The 15,960-nt window shown below is 66.3% G+C and carries 14 protein-coding genes and 1 pseudogene; 7 read left to right on the top strand and 8 right to left on the bottom strand.

The features are described 5' to 3' along the window. Window positions 1–126: 126 nt before the first annotated feature. From QX041_RS15800 to QX041_RS15765, 8 genes are all read right to left on the bottom strand, one after another. Window positions 127–1,443: a trypsin-like serine protease gene (locus tag QX041_RS15800; RefSeq protein ID WP_315713502.1), complete on the bottom strand. Its 1,317-nt coding sequence runs from the start codon at window positions 1,441–1,443 to the stop codon at window positions 127–129. 147 nt (window positions 1,444–1,590) lie between these two features. Continuing rightward, window positions 1,591–2,298, bottom strand: a complete 708-nt coding sequence (gene phoB, locus QX041_RS15795) for a phosphate regulon transcriptional regulator PhoB (protein WP_315713503.1) — start codon at window positions 2,296–2,298, stop codon at window positions 1,591–1,593. 16 nt (window positions 2,299–2,314) lie between these two features. Continuing rightward, window positions 2,315–3,031 (bottom strand): phosphate signaling complex protein PhoU, encoded by a 717-nt coding sequence (phoU, locus tag QX041_RS15790; protein ID WP_315713504.1) that lies wholly within the window; start codon window positions 3,029–3,031, stop codon window positions 2,315–2,317. 30 nt (window positions 3,032–3,061) lie between these two features. Then, a complete protein-coding gene (gene pstB / locus QX041_RS15785; RefSeq protein WP_316165909.1) occupies window positions 3,062–3,883 on the bottom strand; it encodes a phosphate ABC transporter ATP-binding protein PstB in 822 nt (273 codons plus the stop codon). Then, entirely contained in the window at window positions 3,880–4,761 is an 882-nt protein-coding gene (gene pstA / locus QX041_RS15780) for a phosphate ABC transporter permease PstA (protein WP_315713506.1), read from the bottom strand. Before pstA ends, pstB begins: the two co-directional genes overlap by 4 nt. 3 nt (window positions 4,762–4,764) lie before the next feature. Continuing rightward, window positions 4,765–5,763 (bottom strand): phosphate ABC transporter permease subunit PstC, encoded by a 999-nt coding sequence (gene pstC, locus QX041_RS15775; protein WP_315713507.1) that lies wholly within the window; start codon window positions 5,761–5,763, stop codon window positions 4,765–4,767. A 97-nt stretch (window positions 5,764–5,860) separates the two neighbouring features. Beyond that, window positions 5,861–6,871 (bottom strand): phosphate ABC transporter substrate-binding protein PstS, encoded by a 1,011-nt coding sequence (gene pstS / locus QX041_RS15770; RefSeq protein ID WP_315713508.1) that lies wholly within the window; start codon window positions 6,869–6,871, stop codon window positions 5,861–5,863. A 948-nt stretch (window positions 6,872–7,819) separates the two neighbouring features. Continuing rightward, complete coding sequence (locus QX041_RS15765) at window positions 7,820–8,749, bottom strand: LysR family transcriptional regulator (RefSeq protein WP_315752365.1); 930 nt, start codon at window positions 8,747–8,749, stop codon at window positions 7,820–7,822. 117 nt (window positions 8,750–8,866) lie between these two features. Here QX041_RS15765 and QX041_RS15760 point away from each other — a divergent pair, with 117 nt between their 5' ends. The 7 genes and pseudogenes from QX041_RS15760 (at window position 8,867) to QX041_RS15730 (ending at window position 15,958) form a co-directional block, all read left to right on the top strand. Then, window positions 8,867–9,193: a Dabb family protein gene (locus QX041_RS15760; RefSeq protein ID WP_315713510.1), complete on the top strand. Its 327-nt coding sequence runs from the start codon at window positions 8,867–8,869 to the stop codon at window positions 9,191–9,193. Between the two features lie 68 nt (window positions 9,194–9,261). Next, a pseudogene (locus QX041_RS15755) lies at window positions 9,262–10,164 on the top strand (NAD(P)-dependent oxidoreductase); the annotation flags it as partial. Window positions 10,165–10,177: 13 nt separating this feature from the next. Further along, a complete protein-coding gene (locus QX041_RS15750) occupies window positions 10,178–11,062 on the top strand; it encodes an intradiol ring-cleavage dioxygenase (protein WP_315796201.1) in 885 nt (294 codons plus the stop codon). Between the two features lie 64 nt (window positions 11,063–11,126). Next, window positions 11,127–12,521: an FAD-linked oxidase C-terminal domain-containing protein gene (locus QX041_RS15745; RefSeq protein ID WP_316166180.1), complete on the top strand. Its 1,395-nt coding sequence runs from the start codon at window positions 11,127–11,129 to the stop codon at window positions 12,519–12,521. Then, on the top strand, window positions 12,518–14,041 hold the full coding sequence (locus tag QX041_RS15740) for a sugar ABC transporter ATP-binding protein (protein WP_316165907.1): 1,524 nt from the start codon (window positions 12,518–12,520) through the stop codon (window positions 14,039–14,041). The genes QX041_RS15745 and QX041_RS15740 overlap by 4 nt, the downstream gene beginning before the upstream one ends. After that, window positions 14,034–14,984, top strand: coding sequence for an ABC transporter permease (locus tag QX041_RS15735; protein WP_316165905.1), 951 nt, complete (start codon window positions 14,034–14,036; stop codon window positions 14,982–14,984). The genes QX041_RS15740 and QX041_RS15735 overlap by 8 nt, the downstream gene beginning before the upstream one ends. Next, window positions 14,981–15,958 carry an ABC transporter permease gene (locus QX041_RS15730; RefSeq protein ID WP_316165903.1) on the top strand — a complete coding sequence of 326 codons (978 nt, stop codon included), beginning with the start codon at window positions 14,981–14,983 and terminating at the stop codon, window positions 15,956–15,958. The genes QX041_RS15735 and QX041_RS15730 overlap by 4 nt, the downstream gene beginning before the upstream one ends. Window positions 15,959–15,960 lie beyond the last annotated feature (2 nt).

Below are 15,960 nucleotides of genomic sequence, written 5' to 3'. Positions count from 1 at the left end.
GGCAAAAGCTGCAGGAAAACGTGGGCGGCCCTTCCCGGATTGCCCTCTCGCTTGGCAACCCGCTATCCAGTCACGCACAGTTCATGACCAGCGGCGGGACATCTTCTTCTCTCGCCCCTCCTTCGCTCACCGCATCGAGGCACTCTGTGCCGTGATCTCGCGCCGCACGACCGCCTCGAACTGGCTCGCGGGGGCTGCGAACATCAGCCGGGTCTCCTCGTGGAACGCCGAGAAGATGCCGACCACGGCCGGCTGTCCGCCGACTTCGGCCATGATGGGGGAGCCCGAATAGCCGAAATTGGCGAGGCAATGCACCGTCAGCAGCATCCCGTCCTTGGTCATGCCGGCGCTGCAATTGCGCTGGCCGGTCGGCGAATAGCGCCGCTCCTGGCCGTAGCCGATCTCGGAGATGGTTCCGGCCGAGGTCGCAGCCTGCAATTCCTCGCGCGTCAGCGCCTTGACCGCGACCGGCTTCGACGGCAGCGCGTCCTTCAGCACGATCAATGCCCAATCGGCGGGCGAGCGGTCGAGCGACCACCTGTCGTGCCGGGTCGGGACGAAATCGGGCGCCACGATCAGCTTGTCGGCGACCGACGATGCCGCCGGCGTGCCCCTGTTCATGCCGGCCAGGAAGCGGACGTTGCCGGGGCTGACCTGCGCCACGCCGTTGAACACGCAATGCGCCGCGGTGAGCACGACGCGCGGCGCGACCAGCGTGCCGGTGCACCAGCCGCCGGTCGAGTATTGCGCGACGGTGACGACGCCGATCGACGACGCCGGCCACGAGGTGGGATCGACGACCTCGCCGATGTGACGGTCGAGCCCGAGCAGTTGCTCCGGACGCGGAGCGGCGATGCCGGCCTCCGCCGATTCCGGCTTCGGCCGCCAGGCCGCAATGGCAGTCTGAGCCTGGACGCGCTGCGGCTCGGTCAACTTGACCCGCTGCACGTCGCGGCCGGCCGATCGCACGCCGCTACGGCCCGCCATCACCAGCCAGGCATAGCCCTGCACGACGTCCTGTTTCACACCGCGGCCGTCGAGCAGCATCAGGCCGAGCATGTATTGCGACTGGGCGAAGCCCTGCGCCGCGGCGCGGCTGAACCAGCGGCCGGCTTCGCCGTAATTGCTCGCAACACCTTCGCCGTTGACGTAGGCGATGCCGAGATAGTGTTGCGCGACGGCGAGCCCCTGATCGGCGGCCTTGCGGTACCACGCCAGCGCCTCGGCGGGGTTGCGCGGTTGGCCCCAGCCGAAGGCGTGCATGAAGCCGACGTCGAACTGCGCCCGCGCATCGCCCTTGGCGGCCAGCGGCAGCAGCCGTCGCATCGCCGCCGCATGCTGCCCGTTGCCTGCCGCCGCGACCGCGTCTTCGAGCTCGGCGGCCGTGGCGCCCGCCGCGCCGCCGAGCAGCACGGCAAGAGATATGATGATGGTCTTGATCAAGGGCGTCCGCTGGGACCGAAACATCGTGACGGGCCACGAAGCAGACACGATCAAGACGGCGGCGGCGTGGCGGAAAGCGGACCGCGATCTCCTCAATCGGGCCGCCTCGCGCCTCACACCTGCTGCGTCCTCACGCCGGATCGCCCCTTACACCTGCTCGCTCTTGGCGAAGCGATCATCGAGCGCATAACCGGCGCCGCGAACGGTGCGGATCGGGTCCTGCTCGCGGCCGGGATTGAGCAGCTTGCGCAGGCGGCCGATATGGACGTCGACGGTGCGCTCGTCGATGTAGATGTCGCGGCCCCAGACACTGTCGAGCAGCTGCTCGCGGCTGAACACGCGGCCGGGATGCTCCAGGAAGAACTCGAGCAGGCGGTATTCGGTCGGGCCGAGATCGATCGGCCGCCCAGAGCGCGCCACGCGGCGCTTCTCGCGGTCGAGCTCGATGTCGCCATAGGACAGCACGGTCGCCAGCCGCTCCGGACTCGCCCGCCGCAACAGGCCTTTCACCCGCGCCAGAAGCTCCGGCACCGAGAACGGCTTGACGATGTAGTCGTCGGCGCCGGTCGCGAGGCCGCGCACGCGCTCGCTCTCCTCGCCGCGTGCGGTGAGCATGATGATCGGCAACTGCCGGGTCTCGGTCCGCGCCCGCAGGCGGCGGCACAGCTCGATGCCGGACAGGCCCGGCAGCATCCAGTCGAGCACGACGAGATCGGGAACACGCTCCTTCAGGCGCGTGTCGGCTTCGTCGCCGCGCGCCACGGTCTCGACCTCGTAGCCTTCGGCCTCGAGGTTGTAGCGCAGCAGCGTCGTCAGCGCCTCCTCGTCCTCCACCACCAGAATTCGGGCGCCCATGTCTGAACCGTCTCTCTCAGTTGCCGGGGATCGTCGATGCGAAGCTCGTCATGTCGCCCTTCGGGCGCTTGTCCATGATCTGCTGGCCTTCGATCATATAGAACACCGTCTCGGCGATGTTGGTCGCGTGATCGCCGATGCGCTCGATGTTCTTGGCGCAGAACATCAGGTGGATGCAGAACGAGATGTTGCGCGGATCCTCCATCATGTAGGTCAGGAGCTCGCGGAACAGCGAGGTGCAGATGGCATCGACTTCCTCATCGCCCTTCCACACCGTCATCGCGGCCGGCAAATCGTGCGCGGCATAGGCGTCCAGCACCGTCTTGACCTGCGACTGCACGAGATCGGTCATGTGCTCGAGCCCGCGGATCAGCTTCAGCGGATGGAAGTCGCTCTCCAGCGCCGCGACGCGCTTGCCGATGTTCTTGGCGAGATCACCGATACGCTCCAGATCGGTCGCCACGCGCATCGCGCCGACGATCTCACGCAGGTCGACCGCCATCGGCTGTCGCCGGGCGATGGTAAGAACGGCGCGCTCCTCGATGATGCGTTGCAGCTTGTCGACCTCGGCGTCGGTGGCGACCACCTTCTGGCCGAGCGCGATGTCGCGCCGCACCAGCGCATCGACGGAATCGACGATCAGCCGCTCCGCGAGGCCGCCCATCTCCGATACCAGACGGGTGAGGTCCTGCAGATCGCTGTCGAACGCCTTGGCGGTATGTTCACTGGCCATGATGATCTCCTGAAGACAATGTCGTCGGCGTCAGCCGAACCGGCCGGTGATATAATCCTGGGTCCGCCGATCGCTCGGCGAGGTGAAGATCTTGCTGGTGTCGTCGAACTCGATCAGCTCCCCGAGATACATGAAGGCGGTCTTGTCGGAGACGCGCGCCGCCTGCTGCATGTTATGCGTCACGATGGCGATCGTATAGTTTTCGGCGAGTTCCTGGATCAGCTCCTCGACCTTGGCGGTCGAGATCGGATCGAGCGCCGAGCACGGCTCGTCGAACAGGATCACCTCCGGCCGGACCGCCACGGTACGCGCGATGCACAGCCGCTGCTGCTGGCCGCCGGACAGCGACAGGCCCGAGGCGTTGAGCTTGTCCTTGACCTCGTTCCACAGCGCGCCGCCGCGCAGCGCCTTCTCGACCCGGTCGTCCATCTCCGACTTGGAGATCTTCTCATAGAGGCGGATGCCGAAGGCGATGTTCTCGTAGATCGTCATCGGGAACGGCGTCGGCTTCTGGAATACCATGCCGACCCGGGCACGCAGCAGGTTCAGATCGAGCTTGGGATCGAGGATGTTGGTGTTGTCGAGCATCAGCTGCCCGGTCGCCCGCTGCCCCGGATAGAGATCGTACATCCGGTTGAAGATGCGCAGCAGCGTGGACTTGCCGCAGCCGGACGGGCCGATGAACGCGGTGACGCGGTTGGTGCCCAGCGACAGGTTGATGTTCTTCAGCGCGTGATGGTCGCCGTAGTAGAAGTTGAGGTTGCGCGCGGTCACCTTGGCCGGCGCATCCGGAAGCTCCTTGCCGTGAAGAGCGTGATTGGGCTGACTGACGGAGACGGACAGTTCGGTCATTTGGTGTTCCTCTCGGCGCCGAGAATGCGTGCACCGATGTTCAGGGCGAGCACGGCCAGAGTGATGAGAAGGGCTCCGCTCCAGGCCAGTTGTTTCCAGTAGGCATAAGGGCTCTGGACGAAATTGTTGATGGTGACGGGCAGGTTCGCCATCGTCTTGGAAAGGTTGAGGCTCCAGAACTGGTTCGACAGCGCGGTGAACAGCAGAGGCGCGGTCTCGCCGGCGACGCGGGCGGTCGCCAGCAGCACGCCGGTGATGAGGCCCGAGCGCGCCGCCCGATAGGCGATGCGGCGGATCACCAGCGAGCGCGGCAGGCCGAGCGCAGACGCCGCCTCGCGCAGCGGGTTGGGCACGAGCAGCAGCATGTCCTCGGTGGTGCGCAGCACCACCGGGATCACGATGACCGCCAATGCAAGGGAACCCGCGAGTGCCGAGAAGCCGCCCATCGGCACCACGACCGCACCATAGATGAACAGGCCGATGATGATCGAGGGCGCCGACAGCAGGATGTCGTTGATGAAGCGGATCACCGAGGTCAGGCGGTCGTTGCGACCGTATTCGGCGAGATAGGTGCCGGCAAACAGGCCGAGCGGCGCGCCGATGCCGACGCCGATGATCGTCATGATCAAGGAGCCGACGATGGCGTTGCGCAGGCCGCCTTCGCTGGAGCCGGGCGGTGGCGTGTCGGCGGCAAAAACCTGCAGGCTGAGGCCGGCGAGTCCGTTATAGAACAGCGTGAACAGGATCAGCGCCAGCCAGGTGACGCCGAACATCGCGGCGGCAACGCAGAGGCCGCGGATCACGATGTCTCTGCGGCGCCGGCGCGCATAGATCGGATTGACCGGCGCATCGAGTGTAAGCGTGTCAGCGCTGGACATGGCTTATTTTCCCGCCTTGGCTTCGAGCCGCATGAGCATCAGCCGCGCGCTCGCCAGCACGAAGAAGGTGAGCACGAACAGCAGCAGGCCGAGCAGGATCAGGCTCGACTGGTGCAGCCCGTCGCTCTCCTGGAATTCGGAGGCGATGGCGGCCGAGATCGTGGTGCCCGGTGCGAAGATCGAGGATGAGATCCGGAACGAGTTGCCGATGATGAAGGTCACCGCCATCGTTTCGCCGAGCGCACGTCCCAGCGCCAGCATGACGCCGCCGATCACGCCGACACGGGTGTAGGGAATGACGACGCTGCGCACGACCTCCCAGGTGGTGCAGCCGACCCCGTAGGCGGCTTCCTTCAGCACCGGCGGGACCGTCTTGAACACGTCGACCGAGATCGAGGTGATGAACGGCAGCACCATGATCGCCAGGATCAGCGAGGCGTTGAACAGGCTGAGATAGGACGGCGGACCGGCGAAGATGTCCTGCAGCACGGGGATGCCGGCGCAGAGATTGATCATGAACGGCTGGAACGTATAGGCCAGGAACGGCCCCAGCACGAAGAAGCCCCACATGCCGTAGATGATCGAAGGAATGCCGGCGAGCAGCTCGATGGCAAGTCCGATCGGACGGCGCAGCCATTGCGGGCACAGCTCGGTGAGGAAGATCGCAATGCCCAGACCGACCGGAATGGCGATCAGCATCGCGATGAAGGACGTGACCAAGGTGCCGTAGATCGGGCCGAGCGCCCCGAGCACCGGCGGATCGGCCGACGGCGCCCAGCGCCGCGTCCACAGGAATTCGAAGCCATATTCTCTCATGGCCGGCCATGCGCCGACGATGAGCGACAGGATGATGCCGCCCAGGATCAACAGGACGGAGATCGCGGACAGCCGCGTGATCCAATAGAAGGTCACGTCGCCGAGCTTGAAGGCGCTGAGCGCGCGTGCCCGGTCATAGGGGCCGGCAGCAGCCGCGATATCGCTGACTTCGGTCTGAACCGCCATCTCTGCCAATTCTGCCCCCTGTTCCTTGGACACGCCTCAACCCCGGTAGCGCCCCTCCCCCGGAGGCCGGGAGAGGGGGATTTTCGATTCGTCCAGCTCAGCTCTTGATGTCGGCCGACCAGGTCTTCTCGATCAGCTTCACGACGCTGTCGGGCATCGGGATGTAGTCGAGCTCCTCAGCCATCTTGGCGCCCTTCTCGAACGACCACTTGAAGAACTTGATGGCTTCGCCGGACGCCGCCTTGTCGGCCGGCTCCTTGTGCATCAGGATGAAGGTCGCCGCCGTCATCGGCCAGGACTTGTCGCCGGGCTGGTTGGCGAGGATCACGTAGTAGCCCGGGGCCTTGGCCCAGTCGGCATTCGCGGCCGCGGCCTGGAAGGCCTCGACGGTCGGCTGCACGGTCTTGCCGGCCTTGTTGATCATGCCGGTGTAGGTGAGCTTGTTCTGCTTGGCATAGGCGTACTCGACATAGCCGATCGAGTTCTTGGTCTGGCCGATGTTGCCGGACACACCCTCGTTGCCCTTGGCGCCGACACCGACCGGCCACTCGACGGCGGTGTTGAAGCCGATCTTGCTCTTCCAGTCGGCGCTCACCTCGGAGAGGTAGTAGGTGAAGTTGAAGGTCGTGCCCGAACCGTCGGAGCGGCGCACCACGGCAATCGCGTCGGACGGCAGCTTGACGTTGGGGTTCAGCTTCTTGATCGCGGCGTCATCCCACTTGGTGATCTTGCCAAGATAGATGTTGGCGAGCGTCTCGCCGTCCAGCACCATCTCGCCCGGCTTCACGCCCTCGAGGTTGACGACCGGCACGATGCCGCCCATCACCATCGGCCACTGCACCAGGCCGTCCTTCTCGAGCTGCTCGGCCTTGAGCGGCGCATCGGTGGCGCCGAAGGTGACGGTCTTGGCCTGGATCTGCTTGATGCCGCCGCCGGAGCCGATCGACTGATAGTTCAGACCGTTGCCGGTCTCCTTCTTGTAGGCGTCGGCCCACTTGGAATAGATCGGGAACGGGAACGTCGCGCCCGCACCGGTGATGTCGGCAGCGAACGCCGACGTCGATGCGGCGACCAAGCCGGCAGCGACGATAGCTTTGATGAAATTCATAGCTGGTCTCCATGCTTGGGAAGCGAAGCGCCATCTGCGCCCGATTGCGCTTCCCCGGCCGCTTTACGGGGCCTCAGTGTGGCTTTTATAAAGGTTCGATGACAGTCGGATGACAGTCACAAGCCGTTGATAATTCTAGGTATTTAGATTTTTATCCGAGTTTTTACGGATCGAGGGCGGTCGTTCGGGGAGGCATCGCCCCTGGCCTTTCGCAAGCATCGCTCAATCAAGATGGGCCTCCTTTGCCCGTGTCGCCCGCCGCACCTTTCGGTGTCGTCCCGGCCTTGCGCAGGGACCCATAGCCACCGGCGGATGTGGCCGGGCGGGATCGGTCGACCATCGTGCCTCGCACGCCTCCCTGGAGTTTTCGGTCCCGGATCGGCGCACGCGGTGCGCGCTTGTCCGGGACGACGCCATGAGGATTGGGTTGGCGCCGTTGGCCAACGAGACACGATCTCGCCGTCTCGCGGCTGGTGAGACCCGAGTGATGCATTCGTCGTGTCCCTCTGAACAACGAGAGGGCGCGAGGAAGGCCGGACCTCGGCTGAGGCCCGTGGCCCGCCTGCTCAAAAGAATGCAGGCGGCAGGTACCACAGGTACAGCCGGACAGACCCGGCCTTCCCCGCGCGACGGTGTTAACGGTGTCCTTCGTGCTCTCCCTGGGGATCGGCTTTCTTGCCCCCATCGCCCGCGCGTGCCGTCAAGCAACGACCACGGACTTGACCTCAGCATCGAGAGGCCAGGACCACACGACTTCGCCGTCCGTGCCGCCTGCGCTCGTCTGGCACAGCCGTCACGTCCATCGCAGCCCGCCTCCACGTTCGTGACGACGCGTACGTCCCTCTGCTCGAGGCGGGTTGCACGCAAGAGACCACGATTTCCGAAAAATAGCAAGATAATTATTTTTCTCAGAACATGATCCGCCCTCCCCCGCACGCGGGCATCGGCTCAATCCGGCTTGGGCGGCTCGATCCAGATCCCCGGGTCGGAATGGGCGCGGATGTGGTCGACGAGGAAATCGGCGAACACCCTGATCTTGGCCGGAAGCCTGACGCGGTTCTGGTAGGCGATGTTCATCGTCAAGAGCGGCAGCTCCCAGTCGAGCAGGACCGGCACCAGCCTGCCGGCCAGAATGTCGCTCTGCACGATGTAGAGCGGCTGGATCAGGATGCCGAGCCCGGCAAGCGCCGCCCCCTTGATCACCTGGCCGTCATTGCTGTCGAGCGTCGGCGCGATCCGAATGCTCTGGGCTGTCGCGCCGTTGCGCAGGGACAGGGAATACGGATCATTGGCAAGATTGTAGATCAGCATGTCGTGGCGCACGAGATCACCGGGAACGACGGGACAGCCACGGCTCGCGAGATAGGACGGCGCCGCCGCCAGCACGCGCCGCATCTGCCCGATGCGACGGACGACGATGCCCGAGTCCGGCTCATGCTCGCGGGTGCGGATCGCCACGTCGATGCCCGCCTCAATGAAATCCGGATAGCGGTTGGCGGCGATGATCTGCAGGTTCAGCTTCGGATACATCGCGCGGAACGCCGGCAGCATCGGCGCAAGATAGATCGTCGCGAACGACAGCGAGCTGGTGACGCGCAGCATGCCCTGCGGCGACAGCGCGCGATCGCTGACGGCATCCTCGGCCTCGGCCAGCTCGTTGAGCAGCGGGCCGCAGCGCTGCAGCAGCTCCTGCCCGGCTTCGGTCAGCCAGAGACGGCGCGTGTTGCGCTCGATCAGGCGCACCGCGAGCCGTTCCTCCAGCGCGCTGAGATGCCGGCTCGCCGCGGCGTTGGACATCCGTAAGGACTCGGCGGCCTTGGACAGGCTGCCCAGCTCGGCCGTCCGGGAAAACACCTCGAGCTGGAGCAGACGGTCCATTGTTACGCTGAGCGGAAAACAGAGTTACAATTTTTGGCCTTTATTTCCATTTCCTGCAAGGCAAAATCGTCCGACAAGAACAAAGCCCAAGAACAAAGCTCAGGTGAGGACGCTGGAATGACGGGGCCGATCAGGCACATCGTGATGTGGCGGCTGCGCGCCGAGACGGCCGCCGAGCGCGCGGCGGCCCGGCTCAAGGTCAAAACCCTGTTCGAGGGCCTCAAGGGCCGCATCGACGGCCTGACCCACATCGAGGTCGGTCTCGATGTCAGCGACGTCGACTATGCCTGCGACGTCGTCCTGTTCTCCGAATTTGCCAGCAGCGCCGCGCTGCGGGCCTATGCCTCGCATCCCGAGCACCTGCGCGTGCGCGAGGAGCTCGGCGACCTCAGGATCGGCCGCTTCCAGGTCGATTATCCCATCGCTGCAGCGCCCCGCGCGTGACGGAGGCGTTCACCTTCGACGGCCTGCCCGGCCGCGGGCCCGGCACGTGAAGCAAGCAACGGACGGCATCGATGTCATTTCCTGATAAGCGCCTCGCCTTCATCGGCATCGGCAAGATCGGCCTGCCGATCGCGGCGCGGCTTGCCAAGGCCGGCTATGACGTCACCGCGTTCGATCCCAACGCCGCCCGGCTCGATGAGGCACGTGCGCTCGGCATGGCCGCCGCGTCGTCCGCGACGGAGGCGGTGCGCGACCATGCCGTGGTCATCTCGTCGCTGCCCGACGACGCCGCACTGCGCGCGGCGATGCTCGGCAGCAACGGACTGATCGCGGTCATGGCGCCGGGCGCGATCCTGATCGAGACCAGCACCGTCGGCGTCGACGCGTCGAGCGCAGTCGCTGTCGCCGCCAACGCCCGCGACGTCGCCTATCTGCGCACGCCGATCTCAGGCAATGCCAGCATCGCCCACACCGGCGAGCTGACGTGCTTCGTGTCCGGTCCAAGAGAGGCGTTCACCCTGATCACGCCGGTGCTGGCCGGCTTCACGCGCGCGCAGACCTATCTGGGCGCGGCGGAAGAGGCGCGCTACGCCAAGCTCGCCGTCAACCTGATGATCGCGACGACGGCGGCGATGATGGCCGAAAGCCTCGCCCTCGCACGCAAGGGCGGCATCGCCTGGCCCGACATTCTGCAGGTGCTGCATGACAGCGCAGTCGCCTCGCCGATGGTGAAGTACAAGACCGCGCCGCTGCTGGCGCGCGACTTTGCCGCGACGTTCTCCTGCGCGCAGATGGCCAAGGATCTCGATCTGATTCTCGGCGCCGGCCATGCCGTCGGCGTGCCGCTGCAGCTCGCGGCGCAGGTCCGTGAGACCTATGGCGCGCTGATCGCGTCAGGCGATGCCGACACCGACTTCCTCGCCACCGTCCGGCATGTCGAGCGGCTGTCCGGGCTCGGCGAGCCTCTCTGAAAGGAGCCGCCTCTTGCGCAACTTCAACGAGACCACGATCACAGATGCCGTGCTCGAACGCCTGGCGGGCGCGCGTGATGCGCGGATCAAACAGGTCAGCGAGGCGCTGGTGCGGCATCTCCATGCCTTCGTGCGCGAGGTCCGTCCGACCCAGCAGGAATGGGAATACGGCATCGACTTCCTGACCCGCACCGGCCAGATGTGCGACGACAAGCGCCAGGAGTTCATCCTGCTGTCGGATACGCTCGGCGTTTCGATGCTGGTCGACGCCATCAATCATCCGGTGCCGGAAGGCGCCACCGAGACCACGGTGCTCGGCCCCTTCTTCGTCCAGGCGGCGCCAGAACGCGCCAACGGCGACGATATCGCGGGCCCGATGAAAGGCGATCCGCTGCTGGTGACCGGCTCGGTGTCGAGCGCGGACGGCGCGCCGCTGGCAGGCGCCGTGGTCGACGTCTGGCACTCCGACGACGACGGCTATTACGACGTGCAGCGGCTCGAGCAGATCGGCGATCTCGCCATGCGCGCGCGCTTCCACACCGACGCCGACGGCCGCTTCCATTTCTGGTCGATCAAGCCCGCCGCCTATCCGATCCCCAACGACGGGCCGGTCGGCGACATGCTCACGGCGCAGGGCCGGCATCCGTGGCGGCCGGCGCATGTGCATTTCATGATCTCGGCGCCCGGCTTCGAGCGGCTGGTGACGCATGTGTTCGTGGCCGGCGACCAGTATCTCGATTCCGACGTCGTGTTCGGCGTCAAGGACAGCCTGATCCGCGACTTCACGCGCTGCCCGCCGGGCCGTGCGCCAGATGGCCGCATGGTGGCGCAGGGATATTTCCATCTCAACTATGATTTCGGCCTGAAACGGCTTGCGGAGCGCGCCAATCAGGTTTGAGCTGAGCGGACGACAAGGACCGTCAAGAGTCCTGTCATCGTCGAGGAAGCGGACGGGAGGAATGATGGAGTTGCGGGTCGGCACCGGCGCATTGGCCGAGCGGCTTTCGAACCTGATCGGGCCACGCGCGAGTCTCGCGCGGGGCGTGCTGGATCAGCACGGCCGGAGCGAGTCGTACTATCCGGCGATGCCGCCCGACATCGTCGTGTTTCCCGAGACGACGCAGGAGGTCGCCGACATCGTCAGGCTGTGCGCCGAGGCTGCCACGCCGATCGTGCCGTTCGGCGCCGGCACGTCGCTCGAAGGCAACGCTGCGGCTGTCGCGGGCGGGGTCTGTTTCGACTTCGCCCGCATGAACAAGGTGCTGGCCGTGCATGACGCCGACATGGACGTCGTGGTGCAGCCCGGCATCACCCGCAAGCAGCTCAATGCGGCGCTGCGCACGACCGGCCTGTTCTTTCCGATCGATCCCGGCGCCGACGCCTCGATCGGCGGCATGAGTTCGACCCGTGCCTCCGGGACCATGGCGGTGCGCTACGGCACCATGAAGGACAACGTCCTCGCATTGGAGGTGGTTCTGGCCGACGGCCGGGTGATCCACACCGCGAAGCGTGCGCGCAAATCCGCCGCCGGCTACGACCTGACACGGCTGTTCGTCGGATCGGAGGGGACACTCGGCGTGATCACCGAGATCACGCTGAAGCTGCATCCCCTGCCCCAGGCGATCTCGGCCGCAACCTGCAGCTTCCCGACTTTGCACGACGCGGTCGACACAGCGATCGCGCTGATCCAGTCGGCCGTCCCCGCCGCCCGCATCGAGCTCGTCGATGACGTCATGATGCGCGGCATCAATGCCTATTCGAAGCTCGGCTATCAGGAGACGCCGACCCTGTTCCTGGAATTCCACGGCTCCGAGGCCGCCGTCGCCGAGCAGGCGCAGACGGCGGAGGCGATCGCGATCGAGCATGGCGGCCGCGGCTTCGCCTGGGCCAAGGCGGCCGAGGACCGCAGCCGGCTCTGGCACGCCCGCGACAATACGCTGTACGCCGGCCTCGGCCTGCGGCCGGGCGCCCGCGCCGTCATCACCGATGTCTGCGTGCCGATCTCCCGGCTGGCCGAATGCCTTACCGAAACGCGCCGGGACGCCGACGCCAACGGCTTCCTCGCACCGATCGTCGGCCATGTCGGCGACGGCAATTTCCACATGCTGATCCTGATCGATCCAAGCGATGAAAGCGAGCTCGCCGGCGCCAAGGCGCTGCAGGCCCGTATGGTGGCGCGCGCGATCGCGATGGACGGCACCTGCACCGGCGAGCACGGCATTGGCCTCGGAAAGGTCGACTATCTCGAGGACGAGCTCGGCGAAGCCGTCGCGGTGATGCGCGCCATCAAGGCCGCGCTCGATCCGGATGGCCTGATGAATCCGGGCAAGATCTTCGCCGGCGGAGCGCAGGCATGAGCGCCGCAGCCGCCATCGCATCCCCATCGCCTGCGCCGCTGCTGGAGCTGCGCGGGATCAGCAAGACGTTTCCCGGCGTCAAGGCGCTGGACGACGTCTCGTTTGCGATCTACCCGGGCGAAGTCCACATGCTGCTCGGCGAGAACGGCGCCGGCAAATCCAGCCTGATGAAGATCCTGTGCGGCGCCTATAGCGCCGATGCGGGTGAGGTCTATTACAAGGGTAAGAAGGTTGCGATCGCCTCGACGGCCGATGCGCAAGACCTCGGCATCGCCGTGATCTTCCAGGAATTCTCGCTGGTGCCATTCCTCGACATCGCGCAGAACATCTATCTCGGCCGCGAGCCGAAGGGCCGCCTGCCCGGCACCATCGACCGCCGCAAGATCCTGGCCGACGCCAAGCGCGTGCTCGACAGCATCGGCTTCGACATCGATCCTTCTGTCATCGTCGACACGCTCGGCGTCGCGCAGCAGCAGATGGTCGAGATTGCGAAAGCGATCAGCCAGAATGCGCGGATCCTGGTGATGGACGAGCCGACGGCGGCGTTGTCCGACCGCGAGGCGGAGCTATTGTTCGCGCTGATCCGACGGCTCAAGGCGGACGGCGTGGCGATCGTCTACATCTCGCACCGCATGGCCGAGGTGTTCGCGCTTGGTGACCGCATCACCGTGCTGCGCGACGGCCGCCGCATCGGCGATGTCAGCCCCGCCGACGTCACGCCCGACCAGCTCGTGCGCATGATGGTCGGCCGCAATGTCGACATGACCTATCCGCGCCAGTTCGCGGAAGCACCCGGCGAGCTGCTGCTCGAGGTCAAGGGACTGAGCGCCACAACCGGGATCGCCGACATCAACATCGAGGTGCGGCGGGGCGAGATCGTCGGCCTGTGCGGCCTCGTCGGCTCCGGCCGCACCGAGGTGGCGCGCGCGATCTTCGGCGCCGATCCCGTCAGCGAAGGCGAGATCATCTTCGACGGCAGGCCGATCGCGGGCGAGCCCGACATCGCGGCCCGCCGCGGCATCGCGCTGATCCCCGAGAGCCGCAAGAGCGAGGGCCTGGCGCTGCTGCGCTCGGTCGGCGACAACCTCGTGGTCTCGGCGCTGAAGAAGCTGTTTCCCAGCGGGCTCTACGATCCCCGCGGCGCACAGCGCACGGCGGACGGGCTGATCCGGCAATTGCGCATCGCAACACCGAATGCGCGGCAGACGGTCGGCCTGCTCTCGGGCGGCAACCAGCAGAAGGTCGTGATCGGCAAGTGGCTGGCGGCAGGCGCCAGGCTGTTCATCTTCGACGAGCCGACGCGCGGCATCGACGTCGGCGCCAAGTCCGAGATCTTCGCGCTGATCGACCGGCTGGTCGCCGATGGCGCGGCCGCGCTGATGATCTCGTCCGAGCAGATCGAGATCTGCCACGTCTGCGACCGCGCCTATGTCATGCGCGAAGGCCGCATCGCCGGGCACCTGGCGCGCAGCGAGCTGACCGAGGAGAATATCGTGCGACTGGGGATGCATGATGAGTGACGCCACCATCGTCGCGCCGCTCCGAACGCTGCAGCGCATCCCGGGCGTGGCGATCGTGCTGGTGCTGTTGATCGCGCTGTTCGGCGCGATCGCGCCGGGCTTCCTGTCGGCCGCGAACCTGTCCAACGTGCTGGTGCAGTCGACGATCCTGACCATGCTCGCGCTGCCGATGACCCTGATCATCATGACCGAAGGGCTCGACCTCTCGATGGGCGCGGTGCTGACGCTGACATCGCTCTGCGTCGCCATCGTCTCGCTCGCGACCAAGTCCGTGCTGCTGGGCCTCGGCGCCGCGGTGCTGGTCGGCGCGGCGTTCGGCACCGTCAATGGCTGGCTGGTCGCGATCGTCGGGATTCCGCCGTTCGTGGCGACGCTCGCCACGCTCGGCATGGCGCAGGGCCTGTCGCTGATCGTGAGCGACGGCCAGAGCGTGGTCGGCATTCCCCACGGCGTGCGCGACATCTATTCGGCGACGCTGCTCGGCATCCCCGTGCCGATCGTGATGGGGCTTTTGACCTACGCTGCGTTTCACGGCCTGCTCTATCACACCAGGTTCGGCACCTACATCTTCGCGCTCGGCGGCAATCGCGAGGCGCTGCGCTATGCCGGCCTGTCGCCGACACGACTCCTGATCGCGGTCTACGCGATCGGCGGCACGATGGCGGGCATCGCCGGTCTGCTGATGACCGCGCGGATGAATTCGGGACATCCGACCGCAGGGCTCGGGATGGAGTTCGACGCCATCGCGGCGGTCGCGGTCGGCGGCACCTCGTTCGAGCGCGGCAATGGCTGGCTGCTCGGCACCGTGCTCGGCGTCGTCGCCGTCGGCGTGCTGCGCAACGGCCTCAATTTGGTGTCGCTGCCGTCCTCGGTGCAGGTCGCGAGCGTCGGCGCGCTGGTCATCATCGCGATGTTCCTCGACGGCCTGCGGAGCCGGTCATGACCGACATCGCCAAGGACACGCTGCCGCCGCCGCGCTCGCTCCTGTCGCAGAACGCCGCGCAGGTGTTCTATCGGATGCTCGCCGCGCTGCTGATCTGCGCGGCGCTGACCGTGCTGAGCGACTCCTTCCTCAGCCTCGGCAACATCCTCAACGTGCTCAGGCAGGCGAGCCTGACCTTCTTCATCGCCTCCGGCCTCACCCTGGTGGTGCTGACCGCCGGCCTCGATCTGTCGGTCGGCGCCAACGTTGCCTTGTCGGCGTGTCTCGCCGGCACCGTGATCCATCAGACCGGCTCGCCCGCACTCGGGATCCTGACCGGGCTGCTCGCCGGCGGCAGCGTCGGCTTCCTCAATGGCTTCATGGTCACGGCGCTGCGCATCCCCTCCTTCATCGCCACCTACGGCATGCTCTGGGTGCTGAACGGCGTCACCTACTGGTACATGGCGGGCGAGACGATCCACGGCTTTCCCGCGGGCTTCCGCCAGATCGGCAGCGGCTATCTGCTCGGGCTGCCGATCCCGGTCTATCTGCTGCTGGTGTTCCTCGCGATCGGAACGTTCTTCGCGCAACGCACGATCTGGGGCCAGGAGATCTACGCCATCGGCGCCAATCCGGTCGCGGCCCGGTTGTCCGGCATTCCGGTCGCGCGCCGGCTGCTGCTCGTCTACACCGTCTCCGGCACCATGGCCGGGCTCGCCTCCATCATCTTCCTGTCGCGGCTCAACTCCGCGGAAGCCGACATCGGCGAAAGCCTGACCTTGCCGGCCATTGCCGCGGTGCTGATCGGCGGCACCTCGCTGTTCGGCGGCGTCGGCACGGTGTTCGGCACCTTCATCGGCGCCCTGATCCTGACGCTGGTGCTGAACGGCATGAACCTGCTCGCGATCAGCGCCAACTGGCAGCCGCTCGTCACCGGAATCATCGTGATCGTCGCCGTCTGGCTCGACATGAAGACCCGGCGCCCGGCGCAATGAAC

The organism is Bradyrhizobium sp. SZCCHNRI2009 (genome assembly GCF_032485115.1).
Taxonomy (GTDB): domain Bacteria; phylum Pseudomonadota; class Alphaproteobacteria; order Rhizobiales; family Xanthobacteraceae; genus Bradyrhizobium.
This window is presented reverse-complemented; position numbering and strand designations above follow the sequence as displayed.

Coding starts and splice junctions, on each gene's coding strand:
- QX041_RS15760 (WP_315713510.1), top strand. CDS start 8,867: ATGACGGGGCCGATCAGGCACATCGTGATGTGGCGGCTGCGCGCCGAG.
- pstS (WP_315713508.1), bottom strand. CDS start 6,871: ATGAATTTCATCAAAGCTATCGTCGCTGCCGGCTTGGTCGCCGCATCG.
- phoU (WP_315713504.1), bottom strand. CDS start 3,031: ATGGCCAGTGAACATACCGCCAAGGCGTTCGACAGCGATCTGCAGGAC.
- QX041_RS15765 (WP_315752365.1), bottom strand. CDS start 8,749: ATGGACCGTCTGCTCCAGCTCGAGGTGTTTTCCCGGACGGCCGAGCTG.
- pstA (WP_315713506.1), bottom strand. CDS start 4,761: ATGTCCAGCGCTGACACGCTTACACTCGATGCGCCGGTCAATCCGATC.
- pstC (WP_315713507.1), bottom strand. CDS start 5,763: ATGGCGGTTCAGACCGAAGTCAGCGATATCGCGGCTGCTGCCGGCCCC.
- QX041_RS15745 (WP_316166180.1), top strand. CDS start 11,127: ATGGAGTTGCGGGTCGGCACCGGCGCATTGGCCGAGCGGCTTTCGAAC.
- phoB (WP_315713503.1), bottom strand. CDS start 2,298: ATGGGCGCCCGAATTCTGGTGGTGGAGGACGAGGAGGCGCTGACGACG.
- pstB (WP_316165909.1), bottom strand. CDS start 3,883: ATGACCGAACTGTCCGTCTCCGTCAGTCAGCCCAATCACGCTCTTCAC.
- QX041_RS15730 (WP_316165903.1), top strand. CDS start 14,981: ATGACCGACATCGCCAAGGACACGCTGCCGCCGCCGCGCTCGCTCCTG.
- QX041_RS15740 (WP_316165907.1), top strand. CDS start 12,518: ATGAGCGCCGCAGCCGCCATCGCATCCCCATCGCCTGCGCCGCTGCTG.
- QX041_RS15735 (WP_316165905.1), top strand. CDS start 14,034: ATGAGTGACGCCACCATCGTCGCGCCGCTCCGAACGCTGCAGCGCATC.